Origin of the sequence: Gluconobacter sp. P1D12_c, from assembly GCF_018812105.1 — a bacterium.
GTDB classification, from domain to species: domain Bacteria; phylum Pseudomonadota; class Alphaproteobacteria; order Acetobacterales; family Acetobacteraceae; genus Gluconobacter; species Gluconobacter oxydans_A.
In genome coordinates this window covers 295,409-312,075 of record NZ_JACSIQ010000003.1, presented here as the reverse complement: position 1 = coordinate 312,075, position 16,667 = coordinate 295,409, and the positions used below count along the sequence as shown (strand labels likewise).

Genomic DNA, 16,667 nt, shown 5'->3' with positions numbered 1-16,667 from the left:
TAAGGGGAGATGGAACACTATCTCCCCATGAACGCAGCTCCACACATCTTCATTGCGACACCCTGCTTTGGGGGAACAGTTACCCAAGCATACATGCAGTCCATTATCAGCTGCATGAGTGAAGCGCCTTCTCACAATATTCGCCTGACGCTCTCGACACTAGGAAGCGACGCCTTGATTACACGGGCACGCAATACGCTTCTTCACCAGTTCATAACCCAAACCGATGCCACACACCTGTTATTTGCAGACAGTGACATTGGTTTTTCGTTTGCAGATATTCAAGCACTTCTAAAAGCCGACAAGCCGGTTATCGGCGGAGCCTACCCGCTCAAATCTCACTACTGGGACCATAATACCCAGCGGTTCATGAGCAAAGGCGAACCCCCGAAGAGCGCCAGCCTACGCTATGTTGGCGACTGCTCTGCGCTGTATGACACTTTACCGCCAGCCGAAATTGCTTCCGTTTCTTACATCGGAACTGGCTTCATGCTGCTGACACGCGCCACAATCAGCCAAATGATGAGCGCCTATCCTGAGACCGAATACGAGCGCATTGATGCTCAACAAAGTGGCCATCCCACCGAAGGTTCGGTGCCACAGAATCCTTTTGCCCTGTTCGACTGCATGATTGACCCGGAGACGAGAACATATCTCTCCGAAGACTTCGCATTTTGTCGTCGATGGCTCAAAATCGGCGGAAGCGTCTGGCTTCATCGGGGACTGCGCCTGTCCCACACTGGTCCCGCGACATTCCAGGGCAATCCCCAAAACAGGCTTTTCGCGCTTCGTTAAATACCCATAAAAATCAGATTAAATAATTGGCATATTCAGCTACGCCACTATTCGGTCATAATATACCTATCTAAGGTAAACCTGCGATGTCGGGAGCGTGATGCATACAGGTCCCCGGCATCGCTCTCGCTTTAAGCCTGAACAGCTCTCCTGAAATAATCGACATTGGCCATAGGGTCTGCCGCGCCTAGCGGGGTGTTGTAATGCACCTTGTGATACCGGCTTAAGGCAAACGGATCCTGCGGAGCAGGCAGTGCTTCCCGAACACGGTAAAACCGGATTCGCGCCATCGCACAGGCATATCGTAAATTACTGACCATCTGCGCACTGCGTGGCAGATCATGAGCCAGCATGTTTTCCAGAATACCAGCATATGGCTGCCCAACCGGGAAACGCAGAAAGTTAGCCCAGCAATCGTCGTGGGTTGCAGGTTCCATTTGCCACAGCCCCAGCGCTGGCCCTCCCCCAATCTGCTTTACGTAAGCTCCTCTGCTTTCAGCCAATGCCGTGCCCGTCAGAAGATTAACGGCTGCTGTCCCGCCCAGTCCGAGCGTTGCAAGAGCTGGTTCCACCACCAGATGCTTGAGTTGTCCGACATCAAGACCTTCCATGACTCGTCCCCTCAATGCGTGCTGAGAGACAGAGCGAAATGCACCATCCCAGTTCCGAGGATGGATGTTGCCAGCGTCACTATCGCCGTCAGAACAGCCCGGCCACCGATCAGACGATCCAGCTTTCCATTCACAATCCTGTTACCATTATCGACTTTGGTCTCCAGGGATTTCATCTGATCCCGCAAAGAACTGATTTCCTGTCTCATCTCCGTACGCAGTTGTTCGTACCGATCTGACAACCCCCCAGCGACTGTTTCCAGTCGAAGAACACGGTCTTCCAGGATACGGATCGTATAAGCCCGATGCTCATTTCCCTCGGAAGACGGCGACCTTTCGGAGATCTGTTTTTCCATGTGTTCCTCAAAAACAAAAAAAGCGCCCCGAAGGACGCTTTGTGGCATTAAGCCATAGTTATAGAAAAACCGTGCTATTCCGGCAATGGGAAATCCGTTACTTGGCCCACGGCACGGCGCAGGGCATAACAGACGTCATGACGATACCTCCGACGGAGACCCTGCTGGACCTGCGCGGTCTTGCCTGCCCCATGCCCGTTCTCAAGGCGAACCGCGCCCTGCGTGACATGGCGCCTGGAACACGCCTTCGTATTCTGGCAACGGATCGCGCTTCAGTGGCGGATTTCCAGTCTTATTGCCGCGAAACCGGCCATGCGATGGTGGCCTTCACGGAGAGCGCTGGCGTTCTTTCATTTGTCATCCGCAGGCGTGCAGAAACGCAACCCTCCTGAGGAAACTCCCCCGTTCCCAAGCACAGGGCTGGCAAAACCTGTCATCTGGCTGTAATCCCTCGCTACCTTGTTTCCCAAAGCGTGTCTTGAGGCTTTCCATGCCCGAACCCATTGATGCCATGTCTTTCGAAGATGCCCTCTCCGAGCTGGAGCGGATCGTCCGTGGCCTTGAAGGCGGACAGATGAAGCTTGAAGACGCCATTTCTGCCTATGAACGCGGTGCAGCCCTACGCAAGCACTGCGATGCAAAGCTGGGAGAGGCCGAGATGCGTGTGCGCGCCATTGTCCAGAACGATGACGGCAGCACAGGCACGGAGCCTCTTGCCGATACCGGAGAGACCGGCCGATGAGTGCCACCACGTCCACCTCCCTCAAGGAGGCTCTCGCCCACGCCTGCACGGACATCGAAGCAACAATCGACGCCATGCTCCCGATGGTGCCGGGTGACGAATCCATTCTTCTTGAAGCCATGCGCTACGCTGCCCTCGGTGGCGGAAAGCGTCTTCGTGGCTTTCTAGCCGTAGAAGTTGCGTCTCTATTTGGTGCAGACCGCAAGGCTGCGCTGCGCGTTGCGGCGTCAGTCGAACTGCTTCACGCATATTCTCTTGTGCATGATGATCTTCCGTCCATGGATGACGATGATCTCCGCCGTGGGCGTCCCTCCACGCACCGTCAGTTTGACGAAGCCATTGCCATTCTTGCTGGCGACGCTCTTCAAACACGGGCTTTCGAGATCCTTCTTGAGGATGAAACGTCTTCCGACGCCACCATCCGCTCCAACCTCGCACTGGCCCTAGCTCGTGCCTCAGGCGCAGCGGGAATGGTTGGTGGCCAGGTCATCGATATCCGGGGGGAAGGCCGTGCCCTCCCTCTGGATGAAGTCCGTCGCCTGCATGCCCTGAAAACGGGTGCCCTGATCCGCTATGCTGCCGAATCAGGAGCGATTCTGGCAGGTGTGACGGATGATCGCCGGGACGCCATCGTCGCCTACGGCCAGAATCTTGGAACAGCCTTTCAGGTTGCAGACGATGTTCTGGACACGACCGCAAGCGCCGAGGAACTCGGCAAAACCGCTGGCAAGGACGAAGCCAGCGGCAAATCCACTTATGTCTCCCTGCTTGGCATTGACGGAGCCCGCGCCGAGGCCCGCCGCCTGAGCGATCAGGCCCGGGAGGCCCTTTCATCTTTCGGCGCACAGGCCGCGGCCCTCAGGGCTCTTGCAGACTACGTCGTCGAGCGCAGGAACTGATTTCATGAGCAACCCGTCTTCCACGATTCCTACATACGGCCGCTATCCAGTTCTGGACCGCGTGACCCTGCCGTCAGATATGCGGAATCTTTCCGTCGATCAGCTCAAGCAGCTTGCCGACGAACTGCGCTCCGAAACGGTTGATGCCGTTTCCACAACTGGTGGCCACCTTGGCGCCTCTCTTGGCGTCGTCGAACTTACCGTTGCGCTACACGCCGTATTCAACACGCCGGATGACCGTATCATCTGGGATGTTGGCCATCAGGCTTACCCGCACAAGATCCTGACAGGCCGTCGCGATCGCATTCGCACCCTGCGTCAGCCGGAAGGCCTCTCTGGCTTCACCCGCCGTGCAGAAAGCGAATACGACCCGTTCGGTGCCGCTCATTCGTCCACATCCATTTCTGCCGGTCTTGGCATGGCTGTGGCCCATCACCTGCGCGCGGAAGAAGATCCGAGCTACCATGAGCGCAACGTGATTGCGGTCATTGGTGACGGCTCTATCTCCGCTGGCATGGCCTACGAAGCCATGAACAACGCCGCTGTTGCAGGTCCGGGCGCGAACCGCCTGATCGTGGTGCTGAACGACAATGAAATGTCGATCGCACCACCGGTGGGTTCGATGTCGAACTACCTGTCCCGCCTGATGTCTTCGCGCCAGTTCTTCGGTCTGCGTGACTTGGCTGGCAAGGTTGCCAAGCGCCTGCCCGGTAAGATCGAGCGGACGGCCAAGCGCGCTGAAGAATATGCCCGTGGCATGATCACAGGCGGCACGCTGTTTGAAGAGCTCGGTTTCTACTATGTCGGCCCGGTTGACGGCCATGACATGAACCAGCTCGTCCCCATCCTGCGCAACCTGCGCGATGCGGACGATCAAGGCCCGATCCTGCTCCACATCATCACGGAAAAAGGCCGCGGCTATAAGCCTGCCGAGGCTGCTGGCGACAAATATCACGCTGTCAGCAAATTTAATGTCGTGACAGGCGAGCAGAAGAAGGCTCCGGCTGGACCGCCAAGCTACACGTCGATTTTCAGCCGCGAACTCCTGCGTCGCGCGAAAACAGACGACAAGCTTGTTACCATCACGGCAGCCATGCCTTCCGGTACCGGTCTTACAGCTTTCGCCAAGGCCTATCCGGACCGCTTCTTTGACGTCGGTATTGCCGAACAGCACGCCGTCACTTTTGCTGCAGGTATTGCGTCCGAAGGTCTGCGTCCATTCTGCGCTATTTACTCCACGTTCCTTCAGCGCGCCTATGATCAGGTCGTGCACGACGTGGCGCTTCAGAACCTTCCTGTCCGCTTCGCCATCGACCGCGCTGGCTTGGTCGGCGCTGATGGCGCGACGCATGCCGGGTCTTTCGACCTGAACTACCTGTGCTGTCTGCCAAACATGGTCGTGATGGCACCGTCGGACGAAATCGAGCTGCTGCACGCTACGGCAACGGCTTGCGAATACGACGCTGGCCCGATTGCTTTCCGTTACCCCCGTGGCAGCGGCATCGGCCTCGACCTTCCGGAAAAGGGCGAAGTGCAGGAAATCGGCAAGGGCCGCATCGTTCGCGAAGCGCGTCAGGCACCTGGCGCCCGCGCAGGTGTCGCCATCCTGTCGCTCGGTACACGTCTGCACGAATCTCTGCGCGCAGCGGATCAACTGGCAGCTCAGGGCGTACCGGTCACGGTAGCAGACGCCCGCTTCGCCAAGCCGATTGACACGAAGCTTGTTGATGATCTGGTCAGCCAGCATGAAGTTCTCATCACACTTGAAGAAGGTGCGATTGGCGGCTTCAGCAGCCTGGTTGTGCAGCACCTTGCAGAAACCGGTCTGCTGGATACGGTGAAATTCCGTCCACTAGCTCTCCCGGACAGGTACATCGATCATAATGCCCCTGACGTTCAGTATGACGAAGCTGGCCTGACAGCTCCGCATATCGTTCGCACGGCAGCAGCTGCGCTGGGCGTCGAAGTCGTCCAGCAGTCTGCCTGAGTCATGGCCAAACGCCGCGCAGACCAGCTCCTCGTTGATCGGGGGCTGGTTGACAGCCGAACTCGTGCCCAGTCCCTCATTATGGCAGGTCTTGCCTATACGGGGGATCGGCGCATCGCCAAGGCTGGAGACCAGCTTCCAGAGGATGCCCCCCTGTCCCTCAAAGGGCAGGATCATCCTTGGGTGTCTCGCGGCGGCCTAAAACTCATTCACGGCATCGAGCATTTCGGGCTGGACCCCAAAGGTCGTATTGCCATTGATGTCGGTGCCTCAACGGGCGGATTTACGGATGTCCTTCTCACGCACGGCGCGACGAAAGTTTATGCCGTTGATGTCGGGCACGGTCAGCTGGCTTGGAAAATCCGCTCTGATGAACGCGTCGTCGTCATGGAAAAGACGAACGCACGCGCGCTCACAGCGGAACAGATTCCTGAACCCGCAGGCATCGTCGTTTGCGACGCCAGCTTTATCAGCCTTAAGACCGTGCTGGCCGCCGCGCTTAAGCTAACAACCCCGGATGCCTGGGCAATCGCTCTGATCAAGCCGCAATTTGAAGCCGGGCGAAACGAAGTCGGCGCAAAGGGCGTGGTACGGGACCCCGCCGTTCACGAACGCGTCTGTGCCGAAATCCATGACTGGCTCTCGGCCATTTCAGGATGGGAAGTTCTGGGCGTTGAAGCCAGCCCCATTACTGGCCCCGAAGGCAATCGGGAGTTTCTCATTGCCGCTCGTCGTAATGGCCCGCTGGAAGATCCAGACGCAGCTTGAACGACTCAAGGCGGCGTTTGAAAACATCTGCGTCGCCTCGAGCATGGGCCAACACCAATGCTCCCTGAATGCCACTGACGATTTCCTCAGCCAGATCAACAGCGTTGCTTTTCGAACGCCCCAGCCGCTGGAGCGCCTGAGACAGACTTTCCTGCCAACGCAGAAAATAGTCTTTAATCTGCACAGCAAACGCTGTGTCTACGCTCAGGGCTAGCAACCCCATCAGACAAATTCTCTGACCTGACCTGAAGTACTGCTCAGTACCTTCAAACATAGCTGTCAGGCCGACTTTGGGGTCTTCTTCCGTTTCCAGAGGGCTAAAAATTTCAGCATCGAACCACTGCTGGATATGCTCCAGGACTTCAGCAGCCATCTGCTTCTTCCCTTCCGGAAAGAAATTGTAGAGGCTGCCTTTTCCCAGCCCAGTCGCAGCTGTGAAGCGACTGAGAGACGCCCCTTCGTACCCATACTGGCGAAATACCTCAGCGATATTTTGTAAGATGGCAGTACGGCTACGGCCGCCTGATTCCGTCATAGCCCCAAATCACTCAATCCCGGATGTCCCTCAGGTCGAACTTTGCCTTCCCAGTGGAACAGGCGTTGAGCGTCGTTGATTGGCACGTCATTGATGCTGGCATGCCGCTCTGCCATGAGGCCTGCTTCGTCGAAACCCCAGTTTTCATTCCCGTGCGATCGCCACCATTGGCCCTGCCCATCTCGCCACTCATAAACAAAGCGGACGGCAATCCGCTTCTCATGAAATGCCCAAAGCTCCTTAATCAGCCGATACTCACGCTCCTTCTCCCATTTTCTCGTCAGGAATGACTTAATTTCGGACCGCCCGTGAACAAACTGATCCCGGTTTCGCCAACGACTGTCAGCCGTATAGGCCAGCGCAACCGTCTCCGGATCTAGACGGTTCCAGGCATCTTCAGCCGCTCGAACTTTCTGAAGAGCGGTGTCCCGCGTGAAGGGGGGCACAGGCGGACGCGTCTGCATGTCGTAACTTTCAGAACCAAAGAAGAAACCATATTTTGTACCGAATGGTACAAAGAATCTAATCTTTCTTGCACCACCTCACTTTCCCTTGGAAATCTGCGACCTCCCCGTGCTATGGCTCCGCCGCCATGACCGCTTTGAAACATCCCGACACCCTCCCCCGTATCAATTCCATCGCTTCAGATGATCTGAATGAGGCGGAGCGCGAACGCATTCGCGCAAAGTCCGCCCTGTTCGCCCCACCTGAGGCACGACTGGAAGACGGACGGCGTGATCTGGTCGGAATGTCACGCGAAGAGCTGGCAACCCTGATGACGGAAATTGGCGAGAAGCCTTTCCGCGCAAAACAGATCTGGCACTGGATCTACCATCAGGGTGCGACCGATTTCTCGAAGATGAGCACAATCGCCAAACCCCTTCAGGCGAAGCTTGCAGAGCACTTCATCGTCGGTCGCCCGACGACAACGACGGAACAGACGTCGGTAGATGCAACGCGGAAATTTCTTTTCCGTTTCCGCGACGGTCAGGAAGCTGAAACAGTTTATATTCCCGATCGTAAGGAAGACCGTGGCGCTGTCTGCATCTCTTCACAGGTCGGATGTACGCTCTCCTGCACGTTCTGCCACACAGGGACGCAGAAGCTCGTCCGCAACCTAGGCCCAGCAGAAATTGTCGGCCAGTTCATGGCGGCACGAGACAGCTACAAAGAGTGGCCTAGCCCAAGCGCGGACATGCCACGCTTTCTTTCCACCATCGTTCTGATGGGAATGGGTGAACCGCTCTACAATTACGATAACGTCGCCAAAGCCATGCGCATCGTCATGGATGGAGAAGGCATTGCCCTCTCCCGGCGGCGCATCACGCTGTCCACGTCAGGCGTCGTGCCGATGATGGATCGCTGCGGTGAAGAACTGGGCGTAGGCCTTGCTATTTCCCTGCATGCGGTCACGAACGAACTGCGCGATCAGATTGTCCCTTTGAACCGCAAGTACCCGATCGAGGAACTGATGGCGGCCTGCAAGCGTTATCCTGCAGCATCCAATTCCCGTCGCATCACCTTCGAATACATCATGCTGCGCGGCGTGAATGATAGCGAAGCAGATGCAAGGGAACTGGTCCGCCTGATCAAGGACCTGCCGGCGAAAGTGAACCTTATTCCTTTCAATCCGTGGCCGGGATCAGAGTTCCGTCCCTCCACAAAAGAGCAGCTCGCAAAGTTTGCAAAGATCGTGATGGATGCAGGATTTGCAGCCCCGATCCGTACACCACGTGGCCAGGACATTCTTGCAGCCTGCGGACAGCTCAAAACCGAAAGCGAGCGTCAGCGCAAAAGCGTCTGACGCCCGGTTTCCCTCACGGACGCGGGATGCTAGAAACGCCTTCCGAACGAACACCATTAAGGACCACGCAGTTATGAGCGCCCATCAGGACGTCAAGAAAGTCGTTCTCGCCTATTCCGGCGGGCTGGACACTTCGGTCATCCTTCGATGGCTCCAGAAGACCTATAACTGCGAGGTCGTGACCTTTACGGCTGACCTTGGTCAGGGCGAAGAACTGGAGCCGGCCCGCAAGAAGGCCGAGATGTTCGGCGTGAAGGAAATCTTCGTCGAGGATCTGCGCGAGACCTTCGTGAAGGATTACGTCTTCCCGATGTTCCGCGCGAACACGGTTTATGAAGGCCAGTACCTCCTCGGTACGTCCATCGCCCGTCCGCTGATCGCCAAGCGTCAGATCGAAATCGCCGAAGCTGTTGGTGCAGATGCCGTTGCCCACGGTGCAACCGGCAAGGGCAACGATCAGGTCCGTTTCGAACTTGGCTACTATGCCCTGAAGCCGGACGTGAAAGTCATTTCCCCATGGCGCGAATGGGAACTGACATCCCGCACGAAGCTGCTGGAATTCGCTGAAGAAAATCAGATCCCCGTTACGAAAGACAAGCGCGGCGAAGCCCCCTTCTCCGTTGACGCCAACCTTCTGCACTCCTCATCCGAAGGTAAGTTGCTTGAAGATCCGGCTGTCGCGCCTGACGAAATCGTTTTCCAGCGCACCATCTCCCCGGAAGCCGCTCCGGACAAGGCTACGGAAATCAGCATTGACTTCGTGAATGGTGACCCGGTTGCCATCAACGGCGTTGCGATGACCCCGGCAACACTGCTGACACGCCTGAACGAACTGGGTCGCGACAACGGCATCGGCCGTCTGGACATCGTGGAAAACCGCTTTGTGGGCATGAAGTCCCGCGGGATCTATGAAACGCCAGGTGGCACGATCCTGCTGGCCGCTCATCGTTCCATCGAGAGCATCACGCTGGACCGCGAAGCTGCCCATCTCAAGGACAGCATCATGCCGCGCTATGCGGAGTTGATCTATAACGGTTTCTGGTTCTCCCCAGAGCGCCGGATGCTTCAGGCTCTGATTGATGCCAGCCAGCATTCCGTCAACGGCCGTGTCCGCATGAAACTCTATAAGGGCAATGTCGTTTGCGTCGGACGCGAAAGCCCGAACAGCCTGTATGATACCCGCGTCGTGACATTTGAAGATGACGAGGGCGCGTATAACCAGCAGGACGCACAGGGCTTTATCAAGCTCAATGCCCTGCGCCTGCGTCTGGGTGGTCAGATTGGCCGCCGCGGCGGCGCACTCTAAGTACAAACCAGTAGCGGGGGACCATGACCAGCCTGTTTCGCCTTACATCAGCCTTGACCCTTTGCGGCGCACTCCTTGCAGGATGCGCCGGACACAAGGAAGACGCGCCAGAACTGACGCCCGAACAGTTCATGGCGAAGGTCCAGGCGGAACCGGGTGTCAAAACCCTCCCGGACGGCCTGAGTTATAAGGTTCTGAAGTCAGGCCCCAAAGATGGTGAAAGCCCTCATCGTGGCTCCACCATCATGGTGATCTATGAAGGACGCCTGCCAGACGGCGGAATTTTTGACAGCTCTGACCAGCATGGCAGCGGTGCCTACATGGAAATGCCGCTGGATGGCCTGGTTGATGGCTGGCTCGAAGCTCTGCCGATGATGCACGTTGGTGATGAATGGATGCTCTATCTTCCAGCCAAGCTAGGCTATGGGAAGCGCTCCATGGGCATCATTCCGCCCAACAGTCCACTGATCTTCAAGATCCAGCTTCTGGGCGTCAATAACGGACAGCAGTAAGTTCTTCTACTTCATTTCAGCTCTGCCAGAGAGCCCTCAAGGCACCTCTGGCAGGCACCAGTGCTCATCGCACCGCGCCTCATAAAGCTCCTGATCTCCCGTTTCGAGAAGATGCCCAGTCTCATGTGTCTTGGCAGTCCACTGGGCTGGCTGATTGCAGACATGGCACCGAGCTTCCAGATGAATAATTTCATCGGCGAACTGCATGAGCCTCGATACAATTTCAAACGGCTCCTGGCGATAATCGCTATCCAGGCCGCCAACCGTGACAGTTGCTCCGCGCAATCGGGCAGACTGCAACTCTGCAACGATATCTCCCTCGTAATGAGGTGAGACCATGAACTGCACTTCGTCCAGAACAATGTGTGAATAGTCCTCGGAATGAGACGGCCAGCGCCGCACGGAACGCGCTGCGAAATGTGAGCCATCCCGACTGACCAGTTCTGCACCGTCACGCGTATCGAATCCCGGCTTCAGTGCCAGAACGCGTTCATGCGCAGACGCAGCCTTGATCAGATGCGAGGATTTTCCTGCAAACATTGGCCCCACATACAGTACCAGACGTCCCTTGCCGCTCATGCTTTCTCCTTCTGATGCGCCCATGAGCCCTATCGGGACGGTTTTGCCAAGAGCCACCCTTGCTGAACACACCATGAAAATGCGACAAACCTTCTGTGATCAGATTAGACCCAGCAATCCGGCTTCCCCTGTTTATTGCCATTTTCATGGCAATTGTCTTTGTGGTTGGCCATGCGTGGGAAAATCGTGAACAGGCCCCCCGAGAATATTCGAACGAGTGCAGTATCTGCCATCATGGTGGCCATGGGCAGGTGCGAGCCGTTGCTCCAATCTTCGGTCGGGTTGGGCATATTGCCCTGACCCCGGAAGGCCATCTCTACATTATCCACGTGCTGCTGAATGGCCTTGACGGACCGATCACAGCGGGTGGCGCTCCTTACAACAGTTCCATGCCATCATTCCATCGCCTTTCAGATGATGAAATTGCACGGATTCTGACGTTTGTTGGAGGCAAAGAAATGGCCGCAGGGGGCCCAACATTCACGGCTGCCGAGATCGCTGAAGAGCGCAAACATCCGCTGTCACCTCAGGAAGTTCTGCTTGAACGCCAGAAACTGGAACAGCAGTCCCCTCTCCCATGAGACGGATCGCTTTTCTTGGCTGTCTCGCACTTGCCTGCTGCGGGAAGAAACCGGCTGGCCAAGCCGTTTATGGGACCAACTGCGGTATCTGCCACCATGGCGGAAGTGGAATGCCCGGGGAAACACCGCCCCTCGTGGGCCGAGTGGATTTCATCGCCCAAACACCTGAGGGCCGCCACTATCTCACGAATGTTCTTCTAAATGGCCTCCGTGGCGGTTTCACCGCTCAGGGCTATCGCTATAACTATTCCATGCCCGCATATCGTGATCGCCTCACTGACCAGCAGATTGCTGATACTCTGAACTGGCTGATTGCACGCGGCAATATCAAGCCTTCCCCCACCATCACGCCAGCCGAGGTCGCCAGTGCACGTGCACAGCAGGGTGGCCCGGCAGCAAGTTACCAAGAACGACAGCTCCTGGAGCAGAAGCAGCCGCTTCCCTGAGAGCATGACCTTTCCCCAAAGCTGAAGACAGATCCATCATGCAGCGTGTATTTTCCGGCATTCAGCCAACTGGCATTCCTCATCTGGGTAACTACCTGGGTGCACTCCGCAACTGGGCGGCCATGCAGGCAGACCATGACTGTGTCTTCTGCCTCGTGGACATGCACTCGATCACGATGCCCTGGAATCCGGAAGACCTGCGTCGTCAGACGCTGGGTTCAGCAGCCTGCCTTCTGGCAACCGGTATTGAACCGACACGCCTCTACAACCAGTCTGCCGTCAGCGCCCACGCGCGACTGGGATGGATTTTCAATTGTGTTTCCCGCCTCGGCTGGTTGAACCGGATGACACAGTTCAAGGACAAGGCTGGTAAGAACCGCGAGAACCACTCAGCGGGCCTCTATGTCTATCCGAACCTCATGGCTGCGGACATTCTGGCGTTCCACGCTACCCGCGTCCCTGTTGGTGACGATCAGAAGCAGCATATTGAGCTGGCTAATGACATCGCCCAGAAGTTCAACCATGACATGGGTACGGAGTTCTTTCCGCAGATCGAGGCCTTTATTCCTCCAGCGGCAGCCCGTGTGATGAGCCTGCGCGACGGCACGAGGAAAATGTCCAAGTCGGACCCCTCCGAACAGAGCCGCATAGTCCTGACAGATACCCCGGACGAAATCGCTCTGAAGATTCGCCGAGCCAAGACAGATTCCGACGCGCTGCCAAGCGACGTTGAGGGACTGGAAGACCGTGCGGAAGCCCGCAATCTGGTAGCTATTTACGCAGCCATGTCAGACGAAACGATGTCTGACGTTCTAGCGCGTTTCGGTGGACAGGGTTTTGGCCCGTTCAAAAACGCTCTGGCCGACCTGCTCGTGGAAAAACTTGGTCCAGTTGCCACCGAAACAGCCCGCCTGATGCAGAACGAAGACCACATCATCTCCGTCCTCCGTGCAGGCGCCGAGCGGGCCCGTGAAATTTCCGAGCCGATCGTGCAGGAAGCAGAACGACTGGTCGGCTTTATTCGCTGATTTTTTTCTTCTTGGACGAGCGGGACACCGGCTCGTCCAAAAGATCCATGATTTCCGCAGCGGCTGCATCCGCAGGCGTACCCACAGCGGGAGAGAGCTTTTCCAGCACCTCTTCAAATGCCATCTGCTGCTTCTTTGCTGCTGCCGGATCATCAAGCAGCTTTGAAACCATCTCCGCCAGCTTCTCAGGCGTGCAGTTCTCTTGCAACATTTCTGGCACAACTTCGCGTCCGGCTAGCAAATTGACCATTGCCACGTATGGCACCTTGATCATCCGACGCGCCATCATCGCCGTTAGCGGATTCACCCGATATGTCACCACCATCGGCACATTGCCCATGGCAAGTTCAAGCGTAGACGTCCCCGACTTTGTCAGAGCGCATTGAGCCGCTGCAAACGCGTCGTGCTTATCATGAATATCAGTCACGATATGCGGCTGTACGGGCCATTTACGAATAAGGTTGCGCACGGTCGGCGCAATGACCGGAGCAACCGGTATCACCGGGCAGATGTCCGGATGCTTCTTGCGCAGAATGTCCAGCATCTTGCGAAAAACTGGTAACAGCTTCGGAACTTCAGAGCGCCGGCTTCCTGGCATCAAAATCAGGACGGGTGCCGTTTCAGGAATATTATGCCGCGTCCGAAAACGTGCAGCGTTTCCCTGTCTCACACCCGACTGCAACACCGGATGCCCGACAAACCGCGCTTCCAACCCTCTCTGCGCAAACCATTCCGGCTCAAACGGTAAAAGGCAGAGCAACCGATCCCACAGCCCAGGGAATTCCTTGACGCGATTTTCGCGCCAGGCCCACACCTGCGGTGCAACGTAATGGACGCGCTTGAAGCCGGAATTTTCAATTTTCTGAAGAAGTCGAAGTGCAAAACCCGGGCTGTCTATTGTGACGACCAAATCAGGCTTACGAAGCTCGATATCCTGAACAGCTTCCAGAAGCCGCTGCCGCAAATGCCTGACCCGTGGCAAGACTTCCACAAGCCCCATGACAGCCAGATCACTCATCGGGAACAGGCTATGAAGCCCGAGGGCTTCCATGCGACCACCTCCGACTCCGGCAAACACCAGCGTCGGGTCCTGCGCATGAAGCGCCAGCATGAGACGTGCACCAATCACGTCTCCACTGGCTTCCCCCGCCAGAATCCAAATCACGCGCCCATGCTGGGGCGTGGGAGCCCCCGGCTGGAAGGCCCTATTGCCCGGCTGATGCGCCAGTTCGGATTCTGGAAGAGAGTTCATCGGCGCAACGTAGCTCCTGTTGCCTTGAGAACCGCAGCTTCCACCGATTTGGAAAGCGCTTCAAGGCCGACATCCGTCAGACTTTCTGTCTGCGGCTGCAGGACAACCTCAACACCGAGAGAACGATGCCCTTCCGGCAGGCTACCACCTTCAAAGACGTCAAAGAGGCGAACATCCTGAATCAGGTTCCGGTCGGCCATACGAACGGCCTTAAGAACAGCCTGTGCTTCAACATCCGGCCCAGCCAGGAACGCGAAGTCACGACGCACTGGCTGCAGCGCTGAGAGCGCAGGAGGCGTCTTCTTTTTAGCCTTAGGCTGCGGAATGCGATCCAGATACAGCTCGAACGCCACAACAGTCCCTGTCAGACCAAGCGCGCGTGCCGTGCGAGGATGCAGTTCACCAAAGCTACCCAGAACTAGTTTAGGCCCTTGGCGTACCTGACCTGACCGACCCGGATGATAAAAGCCCGGAGCATCTGCCGTGACAGACAAAGAAGCTTCCGGAACACCAAGCGCCGTCAACGCAGCAGTCAGATCCGCCTTGGCATCCCAGAGCGTTGCTTCCTGCGCAGCCTGACCGGGTTCACGAGCCGTCAATCCGCCCCGCAAGCCAGCAACACGCAGGTGCTGACCTTCGAAATCAAAACATGGACCGATTTCAAACAATGCGCCTTCGCCAGAAAGGCCCAGACCACGCGCCAGATTACGGCCGAGTGCACGCGCCAGATTGACGAGCGGCGTCGGGCGCAGCTGATCAAGATCCATAGCGATAGGGTTCAGCAGACGTTGCGTTTCGGGCACGTCGCCGAACAGAACCGCGTCTTCATGAGCGACGAAGGAGAAACCAACCGTTTCCATCATCCCACGGGCTGCACAGATACGGCGCATCAGCGCTGCACGCGCCTGAAGAGGCGTGACTGCCGGAGCCGCGACCATGGCCAACTGAGGGAGTGGCACAGCCGGCACTGCATCCAGCCCATAAAGACGCAGCACTTCCTCTATGAGGTCACATTCCGCTTCCATGCGCGGAACATTCGCTGCTGCCTTTGCCGCAACGTCCTCATCAAGTGTCACGGCCTGAGCCAGAACCTGACCAGACGCAACGTCATTCCTCCAGGACGGAACTGCGAAGGTCGCCTGATCGTCTGTCCGCTCAACAACCTCGAAGCCCAGATGCTCCAGAGAACGCACAGCATCATCAGCAGGGATATTAACGCCACCCAGCGTTTCCAGGCGTTCAAAACGCAACGTAGCCGCGCGTTTCCAGTTGGGCAGTTCACCAGCTTCCGTAATTTCGCTTGGCTCGCCACCGCAAAGGTCGCGGATCATGATGGTGGCTGCTTCGAGTCCACTGCGCACCAGTGCCGGATCAACACCACGCTCGAAACGCTGACGCGCATCGGTGTGAATCGCCAGACGGCGGCCCGTCAGGGCAATACGAACAGCATCGAACAATGCGGATTCAACAAACACGTCCGTCGTGTTCTCATCCACACCGCTCTGCTGACCGCCCATAATGCCTGCAAGAGACTGCACACCGGCATCGTCAACGATCACCATATCATCCGTGCCAAGGACGTATTCGTTGCCATCCAGAGCCGTGAAGGTCTCCCGTGCGGCATGCGTGACGGTCAGCGTATTTCCGGAAAGTTTCGCAACATCAAAGACATGCAGCGGACGACCAAGATCGAACGTGAGGTAATTCGTGACGTCAACCAACTTGGAAATCGGCTTAAGCCCCACAGCCTTCAGGCGGCGCTGTAGCCAGTCCGGGCTAGGGCCATTCTTCACACCACGAATGACGCGGCCCACGGCATAAGAGCAATCCGGATGCGCGATCTTCCAACTGACGGCGGGCTCGAAATCACCCTCAACCGCTTCCGTCAGCCATGGCTTGAGATGCCCCATGCCAGCAGCGGCCAGATCACGCGCAATGCCTCGAATGCTCAGCGCGTCGCCACGGTTCGGTGTAATCGCGATTTCAATGACCGGGTCATCAAGCTCGGCGTAAGTCGCATAAGCCTCGCCGATCGGAGCCGTTTCCGGCAGTTCGGCAATACCGTTGCTCTCTTCACCAAGGCCCAGCTCACGCAGGGAACACAGCATACCGCCGCTTTCCTCGCCGCGGATTTTACCCTTCTTGATGGTGATATCCAGCCCCGGAACATACGTCCCCGGGGGCGCAAAAATCACATGGAGGCCAGCACGTGCATTCGGTGCACCGCACACAACCTGCAAATCTTCATAACCCGCACCGGCAGCGACGCGGCAAAGCTGAAGACGATCTGCATCCGGATGGCGATGTGCTTCCAGAATTTTGGCCGTTCTGAAACCTGCCAGCTTCTCGGCGGGGTTTTCAACGCTCTCAACTTCAAGACCGATGCCGTTCAGACGGGCACAGATCTCTTCGCAAGATGCTTTAAAATCAAGATGTTCACGCAGCCAGGAGAGAGAGAACTTCATG

19 protein-coding genes are annotated in these 16,667 nt (G+C 57.0%); 12 read left to right on the top strand and 7 right to left on the bottom strand.

Annotated elements, in window-relative coordinates; all coding sequences use genetic code 11:
• The first annotated feature begins 9 nt into the window (after positions 1 to 9).
• Positions 10 to 795 carry a hypothetical protein gene (locus KP705_RS05345; protein ID WP_252348230.1) on the top strand — a complete coding sequence of 262 codons (786 nt, stop codon included), beginning with the start codon at positions 10 to 12 and terminating at the stop codon, positions 793 to 795.
• 131 nt (positions 796 to 926) lie between these two features.
• On the opposite strand, the gene KP705_RS05340 is transcribed toward KP705_RS05345, so the two are convergent.
• On the bottom strand, positions 927 to 1,406 hold the full coding sequence (locus KP705_RS05340; protein WP_046901295.1) for a hypothetical protein: 480 nt from the start codon (positions 1,404 to 1,406) through the stop codon (positions 927 to 929).
• An 11-nt stretch (positions 1,407 to 1,417) separates the two neighbouring features.
• Complete coding sequence (locus KP705_RS05335; protein WP_046902034.1) at positions 1,418 to 1,762, bottom strand: hypothetical protein; 345 nt, start codon at positions 1,760 to 1,762, stop codon at positions 1,418 to 1,420.
• 137 nt (positions 1,763 to 1,899) lie between these two features.
• On the opposite strand from KP705_RS05335, the gene KP705_RS05330 reads away from it, so the two are divergent.
• The 5 genes from KP705_RS05330 to KP705_RS05310 all read left to right on the top strand — a co-directional run bounded on the left by KP705_RS05330 (position 1,900) and on the right by KP705_RS05310 (position 6,158).
• Complete coding sequence (locus KP705_RS05330; protein WP_046902033.1) at positions 1,900 to 2,154, top strand: sulfurtransferase TusA family protein; 255 nt, start codon at positions 1,900 to 1,902, stop codon at positions 2,152 to 2,154.
• A gap of 98 nt (positions 2,155 to 2,252) precedes the next feature.
• The gene (locus KP705_RS05325) at positions 2,253 to 2,504 is read left to right on the top strand and encodes an exodeoxyribonuclease VII small subunit (RefSeq protein ID WP_046901294.1); all 252 of its coding nucleotides are present in this window, start codon (positions 2,253 to 2,255) and stop codon (positions 2,502 to 2,504) included.
• Entirely contained in the window at positions 2,501 to 3,403 is a 903-nt protein-coding gene (locus KP705_RS05320; protein WP_046901293.1) for a polyprenyl synthetase family protein, read from the top strand. Before KP705_RS05325 ends, KP705_RS05320 begins: the two co-directional genes overlap by 4 nt.
• Positions 3,404 to 3,407: 4 nt before the next feature.
• On the top strand, positions 3,408 to 5,390 hold the full coding sequence (gene dxs, locus KP705_RS05315) for a 1-deoxy-D-xylulose-5-phosphate synthase (protein WP_046901292.1): 1,983 nt from the start codon (positions 3,408 to 3,410) through the stop codon (positions 5,388 to 5,390).
• Positions 5,391 to 5,393: 3 nt separating this feature from the next.
• Complete coding sequence (locus KP705_RS05310) at positions 5,394 to 6,158, top strand: TlyA family RNA methyltransferase (protein ID WP_046901291.1); 765 nt, start codon at positions 5,394 to 5,396, stop codon at positions 6,156 to 6,158.
• Here KP705_RS05310 and KP705_RS05305 read toward each other — a convergent pair.
• Positions 6,109 to 6,693: a TetR/AcrR family transcriptional regulator gene (locus KP705_RS05305; protein WP_046901290.1), complete on the bottom strand. Its 585-nt coding sequence runs from the start codon at positions 6,691 to 6,693 to the stop codon at positions 6,109 to 6,111. The two genes, KP705_RS05310 and KP705_RS05305, sit on opposite strands and share 50 nt — an antisense overlap.
• Positions 6,690 to 7,157, bottom strand: a complete 468-nt coding sequence (locus KP705_RS05300; protein ID WP_046901289.1) for a nuclear transport factor 2 family protein — start codon at positions 7,155 to 7,157, stop codon at positions 6,690 to 6,692. Before KP705_RS05300 ends, KP705_RS05305 begins: the two co-directional genes overlap by 4 nt.
• Before the next feature lie 128 nt (positions 7,158 to 7,285).
• Here KP705_RS05300 and rlmN point away from each other — a divergent pair, with 128 nt between their 5' ends.
• The 3 genes from rlmN (at position 7,286) to KP705_RS05285 (ending at position 10,315) form a co-directional block, all read left to right on the top strand.
• Positions 7,286 to 8,497 carry a 23S rRNA (adenine(2503)-C(2))-methyltransferase RlmN gene (gene rlmN, locus KP705_RS05295; protein WP_046901288.1) on the top strand — a complete coding sequence of 404 codons (1,212 nt, stop codon included), beginning with the start codon at positions 7,286 to 7,288 and terminating at the stop codon, positions 8,495 to 8,497.
• A 73-nt stretch (positions 8,498 to 8,570) separates the two neighbouring features.
• Positions 8,571 to 9,803 carry an argininosuccinate synthase gene (locus KP705_RS05290; RefSeq protein WP_046901287.1) on the top strand — a complete coding sequence of 411 codons (1,233 nt, stop codon included), beginning with the start codon at positions 8,571 to 8,573 and terminating at the stop codon, positions 9,801 to 9,803.
• Positions 9,804 to 9,826: 23 nt separating this feature from the next.
• Positions 9,827 to 10,315, top strand: a complete 489-nt coding sequence (locus tag KP705_RS05285; protein ID WP_046901286.1) for an FKBP-type peptidyl-prolyl cis-trans isomerase — start codon at positions 9,827 to 9,829, stop codon at positions 10,313 to 10,315.
• Positions 10,316 to 10,351: 36 nt separating this feature from the next.
• On the opposite strand, the gene KP705_RS05280 is transcribed toward KP705_RS05285, so the two are convergent.
• Positions 10,352 to 10,894, bottom strand: coding sequence for a thymidine kinase (locus tag KP705_RS05280; protein WP_046901285.1), 543 nt, complete (start codon positions 10,892 to 10,894; stop codon positions 10,352 to 10,354).
• Between the two features lie 95 nt (positions 10,895 to 10,989).
• On the opposite strand from KP705_RS05280, the gene KP705_RS05275 reads away from it, so the two are divergent.
• The 3 genes from KP705_RS05275 to trpS are packed head-to-tail and all read left to right on the top strand — an operon-like array spanning position 10,990 to position 12,949.
• Positions 10,990 to 11,475: a cytochrome c gene (locus KP705_RS05275; protein WP_046901284.1), complete on the top strand. Its 486-nt coding sequence runs from the start codon at positions 10,990 to 10,992 to the stop codon at positions 11,473 to 11,475.
• Positions 11,472 to 11,921: a cytochrome c gene (locus KP705_RS05270; RefSeq protein ID WP_046901283.1), complete on the top strand. Its 450-nt coding sequence runs from the start codon at positions 11,472 to 11,474 to the stop codon at positions 11,919 to 11,921. Before KP705_RS05275 ends, KP705_RS05270 begins: the two co-directional genes overlap by 4 nt.
• A 38-nt stretch (positions 11,922 to 11,959) precedes the next feature.
• Positions 11,960 to 12,949: a tryptophan--tRNA ligase gene (trpS, locus tag KP705_RS05265; protein WP_046901282.1), complete on the top strand. Its 990-nt coding sequence runs from the start codon at positions 11,960 to 11,962 to the stop codon at positions 12,947 to 12,949.
• Here trpS and lpxB read toward each other — a convergent pair.
• Together lpxB and pheT are read right to left on the bottom strand one after the other, a co-directional pair.
• Complete coding sequence (lpxB, locus tag KP705_RS05260) at positions 12,939 to 14,201, bottom strand: lipid-A-disaccharide synthase (RefSeq protein ID WP_046901281.1); 1,263 nt, start codon at positions 14,199 to 14,201, stop codon at positions 12,939 to 12,941. The genes trpS and lpxB overlap by 11 nt on opposite strands.
• Positions 14,198 to 16,666 carry a phenylalanine--tRNA ligase subunit beta gene (gene pheT, locus KP705_RS05255; protein ID WP_046901280.1) on the bottom strand — a complete coding sequence of 823 codons (2,469 nt, stop codon included), beginning with the start codon at positions 16,664 to 16,666 and terminating at the stop codon, positions 14,198 to 14,200. The genes lpxB and pheT overlap by 4 nt, the downstream gene beginning before the upstream one ends.
• Position 16,667 lies beyond the last annotated feature (1 nt).